Here is a 17096-nt window from a genome sequence, read left to right on the forward strand (position 1 = left end):
GGGCGAGAGATGAAGGCCAGGAATTCGATCAGGTCGCTCAAGCAGCAGACGGGCTCCATCGTGGTCCGCAGGCGCGGGCGCACCTTCGTGATCAACAAGCGCAACCCGAGGTTCAACACCCGCCAGGGCTGAGGTACGCACCGGGCGCGGCCGGACGATATGATCGTCCGGCCGCGTTGTCATTGCTAGTCTCGTCGGAGTGACCGAGGAATACCGGCGCCGCACGGCGCGTGTCCTGTTGCTGGACGAGGACGATCGCCTGCTGCTGTTCCGGTTCGCGAACAAGGACGGCAGCCACTGCTGGCTCACCCCCGGCGGCGGGGTCGAAGAGGGCGAGTCGCTGCCCGAGGCGGCGTCCCGCGAACTCCTCGAGGAGACCGGGCTGCGGGTGCCGCCCGAAGCGCTCGGCTCGTGCGTGGCACTGACCTCCGGATATGTCGAATTCACCTGGGCGAAGGGCGTCTTCCGCGACGACTTCTTCTTCCACCGGGTCGCCGGCCACGACGTGGACACCCGGGGCTTCGACCGCATCGAACGCCGCTACATCCTCGGCCACCGCTGGTGGCCCACCGCCGAACTGGCCGCCACGACCGAAGTGGTCTACCCGTTCGGCCTGGTGCCGCTGCTGGCCGGGCTCACCGGTGGCACCCTGCCCGCCCAGCCGGTCCGGCTGCCCTGGCACCACTGACGCAGATCACAGCCCCGGGGCTCGCGGCCGTGGCACCATTCGTCCAGCCGCACCGTGAGGAGACGATCGATGGGCCACATTGTCGTGGTGGGAGGCGGCCTCGCCGCCGCGCGGGTGTGCGAGCAGCTGCGCGCGAAGGGGCACGAGGGCGAACTGACCGTGCTGTGCGCGGAGTCCTGCCCGCCCTACGACCGGCCGCCGCTGACGAAGGGTGCGCTGAACGAAGAGCGCGACACGACGCTGCGCACCGATTTTTCCTTGCTGCGCACGGATCTGCGCCTCGGCGTGCCCGCCACGTCGCTGGCTCCCGATCGCGACGTCGTGCACACCGACGGCGGGGAGATCCCGTTCGACGCGCTGATCATCGCCACCGGCGCGAGCCCCATCCGGCTGCCCGGTCCCGGCCCGCAGTTCACCGTCCGCACGGCCGGAGACGCCGCACGCCTGCGTTCCCGGCTGGTTCCGGGCGCGCACGTCGTCCTCGCGGGCGCGAGCTGGATCAGCGCGGAAGTCGCGACGTCGGCGTTGAAGGCGGGCTGCCGCGTCACGTGTGTGGAACCCGGGCCGGCGCCGCTCGCGCTGGCACTGGGCGAAGAAGTGGGCAGCCGGATCGCCGAGTGGTGGTCGGAGGTCGACCTCCGGCTCGGGACCGGGGTCCGCGAGGTGACCGGAAACGGGGTGGCGCTCAGCAACGGCACGCAGGTGGCCGCCGACGTCGTCGTGACCGGGGTCGGGGTGCGGCCGGAGACCGGCTGGCTGGCCGGTTCCGGGGTGGAGACCGACCCCGGGGTCGTGGTGGACGAGCACCTGCGGACCAGCCGCGAGCGGGTGTACGCGATCGGCGACGTCGCGGCCCGCTGGTCGCCGCGCTGGAACACCCGGCTGCGCGTCGAGCACTGGGACGACGCGCGTTCGGCACCGGAAACCGTGGCCGGGGTGATCCTGGGCAGCGGCGGGCCGCTGCCGGTGCACGACCCGGTGCCCTACTTCTGGAGCGACCAGTTCGGCCGCAAGATCCAGTACGTGGGCCATCACGGGCCCGCGGACACCGTCGAGATCCGCGACGCCGGCGCGCCCAAGTGGAGCGCCGCGTGGCACACGCCCGACGGGCGGCTGACCGCGCATTTGAGCATCACCCAGCCGAAACTGATGATCCAGGCGCGTCAGCAGATCGAGACCGCGATCACCGCCGGGTAGGCACCCCTACACGCGGGCAACGGTTTCCGGCCGCCACCCGAGCTGCGGCGCGATCACCGTGCGGACGTCGTGCAGGATCTGCTCGTAGTCCTGCCGGCCGAACTCGTACGGCAGCTCGAGGCGCAGTTCCGAGGCCGCGGCCACCGCCGGGTCGGCCGAGAGCTGTTCGAGGATCTGCTCCGAGGTGCCGACCACGTCACGGGCGAACAGGGTCCGCCGCTCCCCCTGCGGTTTCAGGGTGCGTTCGTGCCGGGCGGCCGCGTACTCGCGGTACCGGGTCCGTGTCGGCGCGCCGGCGCTGTCGAACGGGACGATCACGCGGCCCAGCGCCACCCGCCCCGGGCGGTCCGGCGCGATCAGCCGCCGGTACTCGCTGATCAGGGCGAGCTGGGCGGTGACGAAGTCGTCGGTGCCCTCGCCGCTGATGACGTTGCCGGTGAGCAGGTTCAGCCCGCGCCCAGCGGCCCAGCGGATCGAGCGCAGGCTGCCGCCGCCGTACCAGATCCGGTCGGTCAGTCCGGGATCGTGCGGTTGCAGCCGGGGCCGCTGGGTGTTGCCGGGCGAGTGGATGACGGTGTGCTCGTCGCCGAGGTAGTCGCCGCGCAGGTTGTCCAGCACCCGGGCGATGCGGCCGTAACCCAGGTCGAACGAGCGCCAGTCGCCGTCGTGGACGAGATCACCGAGCAGCTCGGCGTGCGGCATCCCGGTGGAGAACCCGACCTGCAGGCGTCCGCGCGAAAGCACGTCGGCGAGCGCGAGGTCTTCGGCCAGCCGGAACGGGTTCTCGTAGCCGATCGGGATCACCGCGGTACCCAGTTCGACCCGCCGCGTGCGCTGCCCGGCCGCGGCCAGGAACACCGCCGCCGAGCCGACCCCGTGTTCGAGATGGCGCTGCCGGATCCAGGCGCCGTCGAAGCCGAGGTTTTCGCCGTACTCGAACAGCCGCAGCGTGTCCTCGAGCCCCGGGTACGGGTCGTCGTCGGCGAAGTTGCCCGGGGTGAGGAAGGCCAGCGAAGTGATCGTCACGGTCAGCGGCGTTCGGCGGGGATCTGCTCGCCGGCCTCGATCGCGACCGGGAGCCGGTTTTCCGCCGGGGGCAAGGGGCACGTGGCGAGGTCGGTGTACGCGCAGGGCAGGTTGGCCGCCCGGTTGAAGTCCAGCGTGACCTGCCCGTCCGCGTCCGGCCGCGCCAGTTGCAGCACCCGGTTCGCCGCGTAGGTGGTGACGCCGGAGGTGGCATCGGTGAACAGCACGATCAGGCTTTCCTTGTCGTGCCCGGGAAACGCGGTCAGGCTCAGCTCCTGTCCGTCGAGCGTGAAGTGGATCCGGCCGGGCGCGTCGTACACGTGCTCGAGCCCCTCGACGGCCGCGCCGACGGTCGTCGGCCGGGGGTGGTCGAACGCCTCGTAGCGTCCGGTGACCACCCATTGCGGGTCCGGCGCGTAGGCCGGTGTCCCGGCGAAGGCGGTGCGCAGCGCGTTGCCCGGATGGCGCGGTCGCAGGATGTCGTGCCCGCCGCGCCGGGCGACCTCGATCACCGCGTCACCCCAGACCGCGTTCACGCCGCCGCGTTCGGGCAGCACGCCGAACGAATGCCGCCCGCGTACCGGTTCGCCGTCGACGACGAGCTCGGTTCCCTCGTCGAGGAGCACGGTCACGCCGTCGGGGCCGGTCGACCACGCGCCCGGGGCGTCGGGGTATCGCGTCGGCACGTCACCGAGCCAGTGCAGGCTGGTGATCGCGAGGAACCCGTTGGGCGCGGCCAGTTTCTCGTCGTGCGCGCGGTGCCACGCCTGCCACTCGGCGGTGAAGGCGCCGGTCTCGATGGTGGTCATTCGGTACTCCTTCGGGTTCGATGGAAACTTCACCGGACTTCCTCCGGCAGCTGCGGCACCGCCGCCAGCAACGCCCTGGTGTACGGGTGCCGCGGCGCGTGCAGTACTTCGGCGGTGGTGCCGCGTTCGACGACCTCACCGGCCGAGAGCACGAGCACCTCGCCGCACACCTGCCGCACGACGCCGATGTCGTGCGAGACCAGGATCAGCGACAGCCCGAAGCGCGCGGCGAGGTCGCGCACCAGTGCGATGATCTGCGTCCGGACCGAGGCGTCCAGCGCCGAGAACGGTTCGTCGCCGACGAGCACCCGCGGGCCCGGCGCGAGTGCGCGGGCGATCGCGATGCGCTGTCGCTGGCCGCCGGAGAACTCGTGCGGATATCGCCGCGCCGCATCGGGTTCGAGGCCCACGGCGGTCAGCAGTTCCGCGACCCGCGCGTCGTGGTCGCCGGGAACGCGGAGGCATTCGAGCGGTTCGGCGACACTGTCGCGGATCGTGCTGCGCGGGTTGAGCGAGCTCAACGGATCCTGCAGCACCACCTGCACTTCGCGCCGGAACCACGCGAGGTCGCGCCCGGCGACCTCCCGGCCGCGGTACCGCACGACGCCGGCATCGGGCCGGTCCAGCGCCAGCAGCAGGCGCAGCAGCGTGGACTTGCCCGAACCGGACTCGCCCACGATGCCGAGGACGGCGCCCTCCTCCAGCGAAAGGCTCACGTCTCGCAGGGCTTCGCGCTGCCCGCCGGGCGTGAACAGTCCGCGGCGCGGTAACCGGTAGGACCGGCTCAGGCCGGCCGCCTCCAGCAGGGTCATGGCGTGGCCTCCTCGGCCCGGCGGAACGAACCGGCGCGGGCCACTTCCAGCAGCGTCCGCGTGGACGGATGCGCCGGCGCGCGCAGGATGTCCGCGAGCGGCCCGTCTTCGAGCACGCGGCCACCACCGAGCACCAGTACCCGCTGCACCACCTGTGCGAGCACGGCCAGATCGTGCGTGATGAACAGCAGCGCGCTGCCTTCGTCGCGCACCAGCCTGCCCAGCAGGTCGAGGATTCCGGCCTGCACGGTCACATCCAGCGCCGTGGTCGGTTCGTCGGCGATCAGCAGGGCGGGCCGGCACGCCAGCGCTATGGCGATGCCCACTCGCTGCCGCTGTCCACCGGAAAGCTGATGCGGGAAGGCCCGGGCGGCCTGCTCCGGATCGGGCAGCCCCACCTTCGCGGCCAGCTCGACCGCCTCGGCGAGCGCCCGCTTCCGGGACACGCCCCGGTGCAGCCGCAACGATTCGGCGATCTGCTTTCCCACTCGCATCAACGGGTTCAGCGCGGAAAGCGGTTCCTGGAACACCATGGCGATCCGCTCGCCCCGCACCCGCGACAGCGCCCTGTCCCCGAGCCCCAGCAGTTCCGCGCCGTCCAGCCGGACGCTGCCGGTCACCCGGGCGCCTTCGGGCAGCAGGCCCAGCACCGCCAGCGCGGTCAGGGACTTCCCGGAGCCCGACTCCCCGATCAGGCCGAGCCGCTCCCCCGCCGCCACCGTGAAACCGACCTCGTCGAGGACCTTGCGCCCTCCGATCTGGACAGTGAGGTCCGCGACCTCCAGCAGTGTCATCGCACCCCGCTCCGCAGTCGTGGGTCGGTCGAGTCGCGTAATGCGTCGCCGAGCAGGTTGAAGCCCAGCACGGTGACCGCGACCGCCAGCCCGGGCCAGATCACCAGCAGGGGCCGGGCACTGATGTAGGCCTGCTGCTCGTGCAGCATCCCGCCCCACGAAGGCGACGACGGCGAGCTGCCGTAGCCGAGGTAGGTCAGCGCCGCCTCGGCCAGCACCGCGAGTGCCATCACCAGCGACAGCTGCACGATCAGGGTCGGCGCGACCGTGGGCAGCAGGTGCTTGCGCACGATCCGCCACGTTCGCGCCCCGCTCGCGCGCGCGGCCAGCACGAAGTCGCTGCCCCGCGCGCTCGCCAGTTCCCCGCGCGTCACCCGCGCCACGACGACCCCGAAGCCGATGCCGATCGCCACCACCACGGTCGCCAGCGAGCTGCCGTAGACCGCGGCGAGCACCATCGCGAGCAGCAGGGTCGGGAACGCGATCACGATGTCGATCAGCTGCACCACCGCCGCGCCCAGCCATCGCGGGCTGAGCACGGCCGTCAGCGACAGGACAAGGCCGAGCACGGTCGCGACGGCCGCGGACGCCACCGCGGCCACGAGCGTCTCGCGCGCCCCGGCGAGCAACTGGCTGAACTGGTCGTGCCCGATCTGGTCGGTTCCGAGGAGATGTCCTTGCTGGAACGGCAAAAGCCACGCGTTCGCCGGGTCCGTCGTCTCCGGGTCGAACGGGGTCCACCACAGCGAAACGACGCCGGCCAGCACGAGCAGGGCGAGCACGGCGAGGCCGAACGCCCCGCCGGGACGCCGGATGAGCGCGGTCAGGACCGTCACCGCGCCTCCCGCAGCCGCGGGTCGACGAGCCGGTGCACGAGGTCGATCACGAACCCGATCACCAGCACCGCGGCCACCACCAGGAACACCTCGCCCTGCACCTTCACCAGATCCCGGTTCCCGACGTCGGTGACCAGCATGCTGCCGACCCCGGGGAGCGTGAAGACCCGCTCGATCACGATCGCGCCCACGATGAGCGCCGCCAGCTGCAGCCCGAGCACCGACACCACGGGCAGCGCCGCGTTGCGGAACCCGTGGCGCACCAGCGCCTGGCCGCGGGTGAGCCCCTTGGCGCGGGCCGTGCGCACGTAGTCCGAATGCAGCACGCCGAGCACCGACGACCGCACGAAGCGCAGCAGCACCGCGCCTTCGGTCAGCCCCAGCGCTATCCACGGCAGCACCAGGCTGCGCAGCGCGAGCCCGGGCTCGGACCAGCCGTCGTCCGGGAAACCCTGCGCGGGCAGCCAGCCCAGTTCGACCGAGAACACCAGCACCAGCACCAGGCCGAGCCACAGCGTCGGGATCGCGATGCCGAGCTGCGAGAACACACTCAGCCCGGTGCCCACCGCCGAACGGCTGCGCACCGCGGCCAGTGTGCCCAGCGGGACCGCGATCGCGAGCGCCACCACGACCGCGCCCACCACGAGCGGGGCGGTCACCTGCAGCTTCTGCCACAGTTCGCTGCTCACCGAGCCACCGTTGAGCTGGGAGCGCCCGAAATCACCGTGCAGCACCCCCGCCGCCCAGTCGCCGTACTGCACGGCCATCGACCGGTCCAGGCCCAGATCGGCGCGGATCGCCGCCAGCTGCGCCGGGCTGGCCTGTATGCCGCCGATGGTGGCGGCGACATCCCCGGGCAGCAGCCGCAACAGGGCGAACACGATGACGCTCGCCACCGCCAGCGACACCAGCAGCAACGCCACCCGGCGTACCGCGTACAGCGTCACCGGGGCTCCTCGCTCACTTGCCCACCGCGAGCGCGCTTAGGTTGAACCGGTTGCTCGTCTCGTTCTGCGGAACGCCGTAGATTCCCTTGTGCACCACCGTGTCCGCCTCGGCCAGGAACAGCCAGTCGGTGGCCGCGTCCTGCGAGACCTGCCGCGCCACCTGCTTGAGCAGGCCGTCGCGCTCGGTGTCGCTCGCCGCTGTCCGTGCCTGGCCGTACCACTGCTGGACCTGTTTGTTGTCATAGCCGAAGTAGTAGCCGGGTGTGGCGTAGCTGGCGATGTCGCGTGCTTCGGCGTGATCGACCAGGCTCAGCTGGAAGTCGTGGTTCTTGAACACCTGTGACAGCCAGGTCTGGAACTCGACCGGCCGCACGGTGAGCGTGACGCCGACCTGCTTGAGGTCCGACACGAGCACGTCGGTGATCGACGCCGGGTAGATGCCGGGCACGTCCAGCGTCAGCTGCAGCCCGCCCGCGTAACCGGCGGCGGCCAGCAGTTTCCTGGCGTTATCGGGGTTGTAGGCGTCGATCGAGGTCAGGTCCTCGTACCATGGGTCCTGCGGGGGTACCGCGCTGCCGATCGCGGTGCCCGCCCCGTAGGCCTTGATGATCGACTGCTTGTCGATGGCCTGCCGGATGGCGTGGCGCACGTCGGGGTTGGTGAACGGCGCCTGCGTGCCGTTGAACGCCAGCGTGAACTTGTCGGTGGTGGTGCCTTTCAGCACCGAGAAGTCGCCGTTGCCGGTGAAGGCCGGCAGCAGCGTCGGGTCGGCGGCCGTCTCGATGTCGGTCTGCCCGGTCTGCTGCGCGTTGTTGGCGGCGCTCGGTTCGGTGATGTAGTGGAAGACCACCTTGGCCACCTTCGGCTTGGCTCCCCAGTAGGTGTCGTTGCGGGCCAAGGTGATCGACGCGCCGCGGTTCCACTGCGCCAGGGTGAACGGCCCGGAACCGTTCTCCGCCGAGTCCAAAGTGGAGAAGTCGGTGCCCTGCTTGTACACGATGCCGCCGCGCTGCGCGAGGTTCCACAGCAGGAAGGTGTCGCGGCTGTTGAGGCCGATCTGCACGGTCCGCGGGTCCGGGGCGGACACGTGCGCGATGGAGGCGAAGTTCGCGCCGTACACGGCCTTCGAGCCGGGCGCGATCTGCTGCCGCAACGACCATACGACGTCCGACGAGGTCAGCGGGGAGCCGTCGTGGAACTTCGCGTCCGGCACCAGGTGGAAGGTGTAGGTCAGGCCGTCGGCCGAGATGTCCCACGACGTGGCCAGCCGCGGCACGATCTTGTCCTTGGCGCCGGTGTCGATGCCGACCAGGCCCTGGTACACGTTGTCGAGCAGGATCTGGTCGAGCGCCGCGCCCGAGGTGGCGAAGATGTTCAAGCTGGTCGGCTCCAGCACCAGCCGCACGTCCACGGTGGCGCTGGTGTCGAGCTGGTCGTCCGGCGGGGTCGCGGCCTGGCTGGACGTCGCGGCCCCGGGGCTGGTCACGCCACCCGTACCGCAGGCCGCCGCGGCGAACAGAGCCGCCGCGAGCACGGGGAGGATCAGGCGCTTCATCTGTCTCCTTGCAAGGTTTCGTCGAGGAACCCGATCAGCACGCGGTAGACCTCGTCGCGGTCGAGCTCGTTGAGGATGTTGTGCCGGTCCTCGGGGAAGATCACGGCGCGCGCGTCCGGCAGGAGTTTCGCCGCCCGCTCCGCGCCGGACGCGGGAGCGAGGTCGTCCTCGGCGCCGTGCAGCAGCAGGACGGGCAGGTTGAGCGAACCGAGCACAGTGGACACTCGCGGCGCCGCTTCACCCAGTGCCCGCAACGTTTCCACTCGCAGGCCGCCGTCCCAGGTGAGCGGGTCCTCGCGGATCTGCCGGACGAAGTCCGGATGCCTGCTCAGCTCTGCGGGGTCCTTGCGCAGCTCCCAGAGATCGACGCCGCCGGCCACCAGTTCGGCCAGACCGCCGCCTTCGGGCAGCAGCGACGAGCCCGCCAGCACGAGCGCCGACGGCGCCACCGCGCGTTCCCCGGTGAGCAGGGCCGCGACGAGGGAACCGAGCGAATGCCCGGCCACCACGAGTGGCAGGTCCGGATGCGCTTCGCGAGCCAGCCGCACCAGGGTTTCCGCGTCGTCGAGCAGGTTGTCGACCGACTCGATCAGCACCCGCACGCCTTCGCTTCGGCCGTGCCCGGCGTGGTCGGCGGCCCACAGCGCGAAACCGGCGTCGTTCAGCGCAGCCGCGAACGGCTCGTAGCTGCCGATGTGCTCGCCGAGGCCGTGGAAGAACACGACCACGGCACGGGGTTCCGGTGGTACCCAATGTCCATAGTGGACCTTTCCGGTGCTGCCGCCGAACTCAGCCACGGAGGGCTCCTTCCAGGTCCGCGATCAGGTCGTCGATGCCTTCGAGCCCGGCCGACAGGCGCACGAGCCCGGGCGTGACACCGCTCGCGAGCTGTTGTTCCGGGTCCAGCTGGGCGTGGGTGGTCGAGGCGGGATGGATCACCAGGCTGCGCACGTCACCGATGTTGGCCAGGTGGCTGAACAGCCGCACCCGGTCGACCAGCCGCCGTCCCGCGTCGAGCCCGCCCTTCAGCTCGAACGCGAGCACCGCGCCCACGCCGTGGGAGAGATACCGCTTCGCCGCGTCGTGCCAGGGGCTGCCGGGCAGATCCGCGTAGTGGACCGCCGCCACGTCCGGCCGTCCGGACAGCCAGGTGGCGATCGCCCGCGCGTTCGCCACATGACGTTCCATCCGCAGCGACAACGTCTCGATGCCTTGTGCCAGCAGGAAACTGTTGAACGGCGAGACCGCGGGCCCGAGATCACGCACGAGCCTGGTGCGCAGCCGCAGGCTGTAGCCGAGGTCGCCGAACTCGTCGCCGAAGACCAGCCCGTGGTAGCTCGGGTCGGGCTGGTTGAACTGCGGCCACCGCCGCGGCTGCGCGCGGAAGTCGAACCGGCCGCCGTCGAGCACGATGCCGCCGATGCCGGTGCCGTGCCCGGACAGGAACTTCGTCGTCGAATGCACCACGAAATCGGCGCCGTGCTCGACGGGGCGCGTCACGTACGGGGTGGGGATGGTGTTGTCGACGACCAGCGGCACCCCGGCGTCGTGGGCGATCCCGGCCACCGCCGACACGTCCAGCACGTTGCCGAGCGGATTCCCCACCGTTTCGGCGTAGAACGCCTTGGTGTTGGGGCGGACGGCCGCACGCCACTGCCCCAGGTCGTCCGGGTCACGCACGAAATCCACCGAGATCCCGAGATCGGCGAGGGTGTACGCGAACAGGTTGTACGTGCCGCCGTACAGCGTCGCGGCCGAAACGATGTGGTCACCGGCGCGCGCGAGGTTCAGCAGCGCGAGGCTCGACGCGGCCTGTCCACTTGCGACGGCGACCGCCGCCACCCCGCCCTCCAGGTCCGCGAGCCGTTCCTCGACGACGCTGGTGGTCGGGTTGGACAGCCGCGTGTACGCGTGGGTTTCCAGGTCCCGCAAGGCGAAGGCCTCGGCCGCGTGCCGCGCGTCGTCGAAGACGAAGGAGCTCGTCTGGTAGATCGGCGTCGCCCGCGCCCCGGTCGCCGAGTCCGGTGCGGCACCGGCGTGGATCTGGCGTGTCTCGAACGATCGCTCGCGCGTCATCCGCGGTCCGCCGATACGTCGGACCACCAGCGCTCCGCGACCTTGGGATGCGAACGCAGCCAGCCGACGAGCGCGTTTTCCCCGTACGCCGCCAAAAGCGGGTTGTGCTCCTCTTCGCTGACCCCGCGCGCCTGCCCCGCCAGCTCGGCCGGCAGCTTCAGCGGTTCGACGACGGCGTCCAGCCGTGGCCCGAGGAAGAACGGGATCGAGAACCGTTCGGCCCCGGCGGGCGGGCTGACCACCCGATGCCGGGTCGCCGTCAGGTAGCCCTGTGTCGCGATCTCCAGCATCTCGCCGATGTTGAACACGAAGCTGCCCGGCACCGGAGCCGCGTCGATCCAGCCGCCACCGCCGGGCTGTTCCACCTGCAGCCCGCCGACGTCGTCTTGTTGCAGCAGGGCGAGATAGCCGTAGTCCTTGTGCACCCCGACGCCCTGGTCGGCGTCCTCGGCCGGGCGGCCGGGGTAGCGGATGACCTTGACATGGGTCGCCGCTTCCTCGTCGAACCACTCGTCGAAGTAGCCCTCGTCCTGACCGAGCGCCGCGGCCAGTGCCCGCAGCACCTCCCGGCTGACGCGCAGCGCTTCGGCCTGCCAGGCCAGCGTCGTTTCCCGCAGTTCGGGAAGCGCGGCCGGCCAGAGGTTCGGCCCGATCAACCGCTTCCACGCCGGGTCGCCGGGCGCCGTCTCGGGCGTCACGCGCTCGGGGCCGATGTCGAGCTGCTCGCGCCAGTCCGGCGAGCCCGCCGTGTACTCGTGGCCGGTGCTCGTGTAGCCCCGGAACTGGGGCGAGTGGATGTTCTCGATCTCCAGCCGCTGTTCCGGTGGCAGTGCGAAAAACCGCCTGGCCACCTCGAAGAACCCGGACGTGAGTGCCTCGGGGACGCCGTGCCCGACCACGTAGAAGAAACCGACGTGGTGTGCGGCGTGGCGTAGCTGCGCCAGGAACTCCTCGCGGTCGGCAGCGGGGTCGCGGAACCGCGAGATGTCGATCAGCGGCAGTGCGGTGGTCATGACGCGAAAGCCTAGGCCGACCGGCGAATCCTCAGCAGCGATCCCACAGTGCGGACGCCGTGCCGTCGCCGCGGCCGCGATCAGGCCTTTTCCGCGCGGTAGTAGCCGATCCGGCCCATGACCGGGTGGTTGCGCGCGGCTGTCTCGGTGCAGCGGAGGCCCGCCTCTTCGAACAACGCCGGGATGCCGCCGTGGCCGGCGAGGTGGCCGGTTTTCCTCATCCGCCGGGACAGGAAGCCATGCAGCCCTGGCCTTGCGCGGTCATATCGACCAGGTGCAGGCGGCCGCCCGGGCGCAGCACGCGCGCGACTTCGGCGGCCGCGGCACGCTTCGTGGCGTCGTCCAGGTGGTGCAGCATCAACGCCGAGAGGACCCGGTCGAAACTCGCGTCCGCATACGGCAGGCGCTGCGCGTAGCCCCGCTCGAACCGGATTCCGGTGAGACGGCGGGCCTTCCGTCGCGCGTGGCGCAGCGCCAGCGGGTCAGGATCCGAACCGACGAACTCGACGCCCGGGTGGGCACGCTTGAGGCGCAGCGACATGTTCCCGGTCCCGCAGCCGATTTCGAGCACGCGCTGCCCGGGCGAGAGCCCGGCCTGGCCGATCAGGGTGCGGTGCACCTTCGCGACCCCGAGCAGGGCGGTGAACAGGTCGTAGCACGGCAGCAACGCGTCTTTGCCGGCGGCAGGCAGGTAGTCGTGTTCCTCGGAGGTGTCGCTGGGATGATTGTTCGTCATGCCTTCCATGGTGCTGTCCGGTGGACCGGCAAAGATGGTCGATTGTCGGCGAAAGTAGGACTATCTTCAGCTCATGCCCGAAGTCGCCAGGCCGGTCGGCTACCGCGCCGGGGTACCGATCTACCGCTACCGCACGGCCCCGCAGACGCCGCCGGTGTCCGTGCTGCGGTTCGACGAGGATCCACAGCCCGGCCACGGGAAGCGCCACATCCACGACTTCCCGGTGCTCGTCTACATCGACCGCGCGGGCGAGCCGGCGGATCACATCCAGGACGGCGACGCGTTCGTGCTGGCTCCCGGCGCGCTGATCGATCCGGCCGTGCTCGCCCCGGCGGCCGTGGGCCGGGGTGTGTTCTTCGATCCGGCCACGCTGGCCGGTGCCGGGCAGTCGCCGTCCTGGCGGTCCCATCCGCTGCTTTTCCCTTTCCTGCACGGGATTGCAGGCGGGCTGCTGCGCCTGCACGTGCCGCCGGAACGACGTCCGGTGTGGACGGCGGCGATAGCGGCGATCGAAACGGAGCTCGCCGATCGCGCCGAGGGGTACCGCCAGGCCGCGCTGGCACACCTGACCCTGTTGCTGGTCGACGTCACGCGGCTGGCCGGTGATGTCGTGGACGATCTGCGCCGCAGCAACGAAACCCTGCTGGCCGAGGTGTTCGAGGTGATCCGGCAGCGGTTCGCCGGCCCGCTGTCGCTGCGCGACGTGGCCAGGAGCGTCGGCATCACACCCGGCTACCTGACCACACTGGTGCGGCGGCGCACCGGGCGGACCGTGCTGGACTGGATCACCGAGCACCGGATGACCGAAGCGCGCCGGTTGCTCACCGGGACCGAGCTGCCGGTCGCCGAGGTGGCCCGCCGGGTCGGCCTGTCCGACCCGGGATATTTCGCGCGGATCTTCCGCCGGGAAAACGGCGCGACGCCACGGGAATGGCGTCGCGAAGCCCGGCCGGGGTGAGCAGATGTCACAGCGGGCCGGGCTGTCTCGTCTGGGGTCTCGAAGAGGGACCCACAACGAGGAGCTGACATGAGTGAGCGGAAGGTCGCGCTGGTCACGGGCGCGAACAAGGGAATCGGCCGCGGCGCCGCCGAGCAGCTCGCGGCGCTGGGCATGACGGTGCTGATCGGTGCCAGAGACGCGCGCCGCGGCGAGGACGCCGCGGCGGAACTGCGCGCGGCGGGCGGTGACGTGCACGCGCTCACCCTGGATGTGACCGACCCGATCACCGTGCGGGAAGCCGCGAACCAGGTCGAGGACCGCTTCGGGCGGCTCGACGTGCTGATCAACAACGCCGGCATCACCGGCTCCGGGCCGGTCTCCCCCGAGGACGCCCACGACCAGGTGCCCAGCTCGGTGGACGTGGACATGGTACGGGAAGTGTTCGACACCAACGTGTTCGGCGTGATCAGGGTGATCAACGCGATGCTGCCGCTGCTGCGCCGGTCGCCCGCGCCGCGCATCGTCAACGTCAGCAGTCACGCCGCTTCGGTCACCCTCGCCGGCGATCCGGACGGGCCCATGGCCTCGCTGTTGCCGTCCGCCGCGTACAGCCCGTCGAAGTCCGCGCTCTGCGCGCTGACCGTGCAGTACGCCAACGAGCTGCGGAAGGACGGCGTGCTCGTCAACGCCGTCGCCCCCGGCTTCGTCGACACGGACAGCAACAACCACACCGGATTCCTCACCGTCGCGCAAGGCGCCGCGGTGCTGGTGCGCATGGCGACGCTGGGAGCGGACGGCCCGACGGCCGGGTTCTTCGGCGAAGACGGCCCGATCCCCTGGTGAAAGGAACACGCATGACGCGGGCCGAGGAGTTCCAGGGGTTGCGGCCGCTGCTGTTTTCGATCGCCTACCGGCTGCTGGGCAGCGTGAGCGAGGCCGAGGACGCGGTGCAGGAGACGTGGCTGCGTTATGCGGCCTCCGCGACCGAACCCGCTTCCGCCAAGGCTTTCCTGTCGGCGACCGTGAGCCGGATCGCGATCGACGTGCTGCGCTCGGCCCGCGTCCGCCGGGAGTCCTATGTCGGGCCGTGGTTTCCCGAGCCGCTGCTGGCCGATCCGTATCAGGACCCGCAGCGCTCGGCGGAACTGGCCGACTCGCTGTCGATGGCGGCGCTGCTGCTGCTCGAACGGCTCAGCCCGCTCGAACGCGCGGTTTTCGTGCTGCGCGAGGTGTTCGGGTTCGGTTTCCCGGAGGTCGCCGCCGCCGTCGGACGCTCGGAAGCCGCGTGCCGTCAGCTCGCGGTGCGGGCGCGCCGGCACATGGACGCGGGCCGGCCCCGGTTCGAAGCCGACCGGAGCAAACGCGAGGAGCTCGCCGGCCGGTTCCTCGACGCGTTCCGGGACGGGGACGTCGACCGGCTGACCGAGCTGTTGTCCGCTGATGTGCGGCTGATCGGTGACGCCGGCGGCAAGGCCCCGCAGTGGGCCGAACGCTTCACCGGCGCCGGGAACGTGACCCGGGCGCTGGCCGCGCTCATGCCGCTGTTCGCGAAGGCCGGCGCGCAGGTGCGGCCGCACCAGGTGAACGGCCAGCCGGGCGCGGTGTTCCGCGACCGGGACGGGAAGGTCCTCAGCACGTGGGCGCTCGAGGTGCTCGACGGACGGATCCAGACGATCCGCACGGTCAACAACCCCGACAAACTCGGGCATCTCGCACCGGCCCCGAGCTGAGCGGTGGCGGCATCGTCCACAGTGGACACGAACAGCCGGGGCCTCGGCGAGCGCGCCCGGCGGAGCGGGAGTAGACATCACCGGTGTCAACGCCTCGGCCCCACCCGCCGAGCGCGCCCCTCCGGAAGGGAGTACCCGATGCCCGTCCCCTCGCCGCTGGGCTCCCGGCAGACCGTGGCCGCGATGCTCGTGCTGACCGCTGTCACCGGGCTCGTCGACGCCGTCAGCTACCTGCGCCTCGGGCATGTGTTCGTCGCGAACATGACCGGGAACGTGGTGTTCCTCGGCTTCAGCATCACCCCGGGCTCCGGGCTGTCGGCGATAGCTTCGGCGATCGCCATCGGCGGGTTCGTGGTCGGCGCGTTCGCGGGCGGGCGGCTCGCGCACACCCTGGCCGAGGTCGGTCCCCGCCGCTGGCTGGGCATCGCGTTCACCGGCGAGGCGATCATCCTCGGCCTGGTCGCCCTGCTCACCGGCACCGGCGTCCTGCCGTTCGGCGGCGGGGCCGGCTACGCCACGATCGCCGTGCTCGGCGCCGCGCTCGGCGTGCAGAACAGCACCGTCCGCCACCTCGGCGCCCGCGACCTGACCACGACGGTACTGACGCTGACACTCACCGGCCTGACCGCGGACAGCGCGCTGGCGGGCGGCCCCGGCGCCCAGCCGCACCGGCGGCTCGGCTCCATCGCCGCGATGCTCGCCGGGGCCGCGGCCGGGGCGGGCATCCTGCGGTGGTCCCCCACCGCCGTCATCGCGCTGGCCGCCGTCGTCGTGGCCGTCGTCGCGGGCGCGTTCGCCACGGCAGGCGCTCCTTCAACAGCGGCTTCGCGATGACGTCGCACGCGAAAACCCGTTGGCGGAGCACGGCGGCGGCTGCTAAGTTCGCGGGGCCGTGAGAGAGAACGAGGAGGTGGTACCCGTGAACGCAACGACGTGGGTGCTCCCCTCCGGGGTCACGGTCGGGCGATAGGTCGTCCGGGAGCGCCGTACACCAGCACTCCCGAAAGGCACGACCATGCGATTCACCTCCGAACGGCGCCTCGGCGACGGCGTCCTCGAACGCGAGTTCACCCTCGGCGAGATCCCCGGCATCCTGTGGACGCCCGGATCCGCACCGGCCCCGCTGATCCTGCTCGGCCATCCGGGCGGACTGCGCAGGATGTACCCGCGCCTTGCGGCCCGGGCCCGGCACTCCGCGGCCGAGGGCTACGCCGCGGCCACCATCGAACTCCCCGGCAGCGGTGACCGGCCCCGGTCCCCCGTCGCCGAGGAGGCCCGCGCCGAACTGCGCCAGGCGCTGGCCGCCGGCCGGCCGGCCGGCGACGACATCATCGACCGGCTCATCCTCCCGCTGGTCGAAAAGTCGGTCCCGGAGTGGCGGGCCACCCTGGACGCCCTCCTTGCGCTGCCGGGGATCGGCGGCCCGGTCGGGTACGCGGGCGGGGTGATCTCCGTCGGCGTCCGGCTGGCGGTGGTCGAGCCGCGGATCGCCGCCGCCGTGCTGTTCGCCGGAAGTTTCGTGCCCCGCGCCATGTTCGGCGAGGCCCGCCAGGTCACCATTCCACTGCACGTCCTGCTGCAATGGGACGACGAGGGCAACGACCGGCAGCGAGCCCTGGACCTGTTCGACGCCTTCGGCTCGAAGGAGAAGACGTTGCACGCCAACATGGGCGGGCACACCGGCGTCCCCCGGTTCGAGGGCGAATCCGGGAACCGGTTCTTCGCCCGGCACCTGAGGTAGGGCGGGGCACGAGCTTCAGTCGAGGAAAGCGTCACGGGGTGCGATGACCCGCAGCTGCGGCGCCGCCGCGAAGCGAGCCTCCGGGCCGGTCAGGTTCAGTTCAGCGCGGCCGATGTACGCGACATCCCGGGCAGGGCCGTCGCCGCGCGTCCGTCCGTTAGCAACCGCGCCCACGCCGCCCCGTGCCGGCCGAAAC

At 71.3% G+C, this 17096-nt stretch carries 20 protein-coding genes; 8 read left to right on the forward strand and 12 right to left on the reverse strand.

The window, feature by feature from the left end:
* The first annotated feature begins 9 nt into the window (after positions 1–9).
* The 3 genes from VHD82_RS00965 to VHD82_RS00975 all read left to right on the forward strand — a co-directional run bounded on the left by VHD82_RS00965 (position 10) and on the right by VHD82_RS00975 (position 1885).
* On the forward strand, positions 10–132 hold the full coding sequence (locus tag VHD82_RS00965; RefSeq protein WP_325695916.1) for a ribosomal protein bL36: 123 nt from the start codon (positions 10–12) through the stop codon (positions 130–132).
* A gap of 67 nt (positions 133–199) precedes the next feature.
* Positions 200–688 (forward strand): NUDIX hydrolase, encoded by a 489-nt coding sequence (locus VHD82_RS00970; RefSeq protein WP_325695918.1) that lies wholly within the window; start codon positions 200–202, stop codon positions 686–688.
* Positions 689–757: 69 nt separating this feature from the next.
* Complete coding sequence (locus tag VHD82_RS00975; RefSeq protein WP_325695920.1) at positions 758–1885, forward strand: FAD/NAD(P)-binding oxidoreductase; 1128 nt, start codon at positions 758–760, stop codon at positions 1883–1885.
* Between the two features lie 6 nt (positions 1886–1891).
* On the opposite strand, the gene VHD82_RS00980 is transcribed toward VHD82_RS00975, so the two are convergent.
* From VHD82_RS00980 to VHD82_RS01035, 12 genes are all read right to left on the reverse strand, one after another.
* Positions 1892–2911, reverse strand: coding sequence for an LLM class flavin-dependent oxidoreductase (locus VHD82_RS00980; protein ID WP_325695922.1), 1020 nt, complete (start codon positions 2909–2911; stop codon positions 1892–1894).
* A 2-nt stretch (positions 2912–2913) separates the two neighbouring features.
* Entirely contained in the window at positions 2914–3720 is an 807-nt protein-coding gene (locus VHD82_RS00985; RefSeq protein ID WP_325695924.1) for a DUF1684 domain-containing protein, read from the reverse strand.
* Between the two features lie 29 nt (positions 3721–3749).
* Entirely contained in the window at positions 3750–4532 is a 783-nt protein-coding gene (locus VHD82_RS00990; protein WP_325695926.1) for an ABC transporter ATP-binding protein, read from the reverse strand.
* A complete protein-coding gene (locus VHD82_RS00995; protein WP_325695928.1) occupies positions 4529–5326 on the reverse strand; it encodes an ABC transporter ATP-binding protein in 798 nt (265 codons plus the stop codon). The genes VHD82_RS00990 and VHD82_RS00995 overlap by 4 nt, the downstream gene beginning before the upstream one ends.
* The gene (locus VHD82_RS01000) at positions 5323–6162 is read right to left on the reverse strand and encodes an ABC transporter permease (RefSeq protein ID WP_325695930.1); all 840 of its coding nucleotides are present in this window, start codon (positions 6160–6162) and stop codon (positions 5323–5325) included. The genes VHD82_RS00995 and VHD82_RS01000 overlap by 4 nt, the downstream gene beginning before the upstream one ends.
* Positions 6159–7109, reverse strand: a complete 951-nt coding sequence (locus VHD82_RS01005) for an ABC transporter permease (protein WP_325695932.1) — start codon at positions 7107–7109, stop codon at positions 6159–6161. Before VHD82_RS01005 ends, VHD82_RS01000 begins: the two co-directional genes overlap by 4 nt.
* 13 nt (positions 7110–7122) lie before the next feature.
* Entirely contained in the window at positions 7123–8664 is a 1542-nt protein-coding gene (locus tag VHD82_RS01010) for an ABC transporter substrate-binding protein (RefSeq protein WP_325695934.1), read from the reverse strand.
* Positions 8661–9461 carry a lysophospholipase gene (locus VHD82_RS01015; RefSeq protein ID WP_325695936.1) on the reverse strand — a complete coding sequence of 267 codons (801 nt, stop codon included), beginning with the start codon at positions 9459–9461 and terminating at the stop codon, positions 8661–8663. The genes VHD82_RS01010 and VHD82_RS01015 overlap by 4 nt, the downstream gene beginning before the upstream one ends.
* Positions 9454–10740 (reverse strand): bifunctional o-acetylhomoserine/o-acetylserine sulfhydrylase, encoded by a 1287-nt coding sequence (locus VHD82_RS01020; RefSeq protein ID WP_325695938.1) that lies wholly within the window; start codon positions 10738–10740, stop codon positions 9454–9456. The genes VHD82_RS01015 and VHD82_RS01020 overlap by 8 nt, the downstream gene beginning before the upstream one ends.
* Positions 10737–11753 (reverse strand): isopenicillin N synthase family dioxygenase, encoded by a 1017-nt coding sequence (locus VHD82_RS01025; RefSeq protein ID WP_325695940.1) that lies wholly within the window; start codon positions 11751–11753, stop codon positions 10737–10739. Before VHD82_RS01025 ends, VHD82_RS01020 begins: the two co-directional genes overlap by 4 nt.
* 80 nt (positions 11754–11833) lie before the next feature.
* A complete protein-coding gene (locus VHD82_RS01030) occupies positions 11834–11974 on the reverse strand; it encodes a hypothetical protein (RefSeq protein ID WP_325695942.1) in 141 nt (46 codons plus the stop codon).
* Complete coding sequence (locus VHD82_RS01035; RefSeq protein ID WP_325695944.1) at positions 11971–12489, reverse strand: class I SAM-dependent methyltransferase; 519 nt, start codon at positions 12487–12489, stop codon at positions 11971–11973. The genes VHD82_RS01030 and VHD82_RS01035 overlap by 4 nt, the downstream gene beginning before the upstream one ends.
* A gap of 73 nt (positions 12490–12562) precedes the next feature.
* Between VHD82_RS01035 and VHD82_RS01040 the strand changes: the two genes are divergently transcribed.
* The 5 genes from VHD82_RS01040 (at position 12563) to VHD82_RS01060 (ending at position 16900) form a co-directional block, all read left to right on the forward strand.
* Complete coding sequence (locus tag VHD82_RS01040; protein ID WP_325695946.1) at positions 12563–13447, forward strand: AraC family transcriptional regulator; 885 nt, start codon at positions 12563–12565, stop codon at positions 13445–13447.
* 69 nt (positions 13448–13516) lie between these two features.
* A complete protein-coding gene (locus tag VHD82_RS01045; RefSeq protein WP_325695947.1) occupies positions 13517–14272 on the forward strand; it encodes an SDR family oxidoreductase in 756 nt (251 codons plus the stop codon).
* Positions 14273–14283: 11 nt separating this feature from the next.
* Entirely contained in the window at positions 14284–15159 is an 876-nt protein-coding gene (locus tag VHD82_RS01050) for an RNA polymerase sigma-70 factor (protein ID WP_325695949.1), read from the forward strand.
* 138 nt (positions 15160–15297) lie between these two features.
* A complete protein-coding gene (locus VHD82_RS01055; RefSeq protein WP_325695951.1) occupies positions 15298–15993 on the forward strand; it encodes a YoaK family protein in 696 nt (231 codons plus the stop codon).
* A 181-nt stretch (positions 15994–16174) separates the two neighbouring features.
* On the forward strand, positions 16175–16900 hold the full coding sequence (locus tag VHD82_RS01060; protein ID WP_325695953.1) for an alpha/beta hydrolase: 726 nt from the start codon (positions 16175–16177) through the stop codon (positions 16898–16900).
* The last annotated feature ends 196 nt before the right edge of the window (positions 16901–17096 follow it).

The sequence above is a fragment of the Amycolatopsis sp. genome (assembly GCF_035546795.1).
GTDB lineage: Bacteria > Actinomycetota > Actinomycetes > Mycobacteriales > Pseudonocardiaceae > Amycolatopsis_E.

Coding starts and splice junctions, on each gene's coding strand:
- VHD82_RS01030 (WP_325695942.1), bottom strand. CDS start 11,974: ATGAGGAAAACCGGCCACCTCGCCGGCCACGGCGGCATCCCGGCGTTG.
- VHD82_RS01010 (WP_325695934.1), bottom strand. CDS start 8,664: ATGAAGCGCCTGATCCTCCCCGTGCTCGCGGCGGCTCTGTTCGCCGCG.
- VHD82_RS00965 (WP_325695916.1), top strand. CDS start 10: ATGAAGGCCAGGAATTCGATCAGGTCGCTCAAGCAGCAGACGGGCTCC.
- VHD82_RS01050 (WP_325695949.1), top strand. CDS start 14,284: ATGACGCGGGCCGAGGAGTTCCAGGGGTTGCGGCCGCTGCTGTTTTCG.
- VHD82_RS01035 (WP_325695944.1), bottom strand. CDS start 12,489: ATGACGAACAATCATCCCAGCGACACCTCCGAGGAACACGACTACCTG.
- VHD82_RS00985 (WP_325695924.1), bottom strand. CDS start 3,720: ATGACCACCATCGAGACCGGCGCCTTCACCGCCGAGTGGCAGGCGTGG.
- VHD82_RS01055 (WP_325695951.1), top strand. CDS start 15,298: ATGCCCGTCCCCTCGCCGCTGGGCTCCCGGCAGACCGTGGCCGCGATG.
- VHD82_RS00990 (WP_325695926.1), bottom strand. CDS start 4,532: ATGACCCTGCTGGAGGCGGCCGGCCTGAGCCGGTCCTACCGGTTACCG.
- VHD82_RS00975 (WP_325695920.1), top strand. CDS start 758: ATGGGCCACATTGTCGTGGTGGGAGGCGGCCTCGCCGCCGCGCGGGTG.
- VHD82_RS01060 (WP_325695953.1), top strand. CDS start 16,175: ATGCGATTCACCTCCGAACGGCGCCTCGGCGACGGCGTCCTCGAACGC.
- VHD82_RS01025 (WP_325695940.1), bottom strand. CDS start 11,753: ATGACCACCGCACTGCCGCTGATCGACATCTCGCGGTTCCGCGACCCC.
- VHD82_RS01045 (WP_325695947.1), top strand. CDS start 13,517: ATGAGTGAGCGGAAGGTCGCGCTGGTCACGGGCGCGAACAAGGGAATC.
- VHD82_RS00995 (WP_325695928.1), bottom strand. CDS start 5,326: ATGACACTGCTGGAGGTCGCGGACCTCACTGTCCAGATCGGAGGGCGC.
- VHD82_RS01040 (WP_325695946.1), top strand. CDS start 12,563: ATGCCCGAAGTCGCCAGGCCGGTCGGCTACCGCGCCGGGGTACCGATC.
- VHD82_RS01020 (WP_325695938.1), bottom strand. CDS start 10,740: ATGACGCGCGAGCGATCGTTCGAGACACGCCAGATCCACGCCGGTGCC.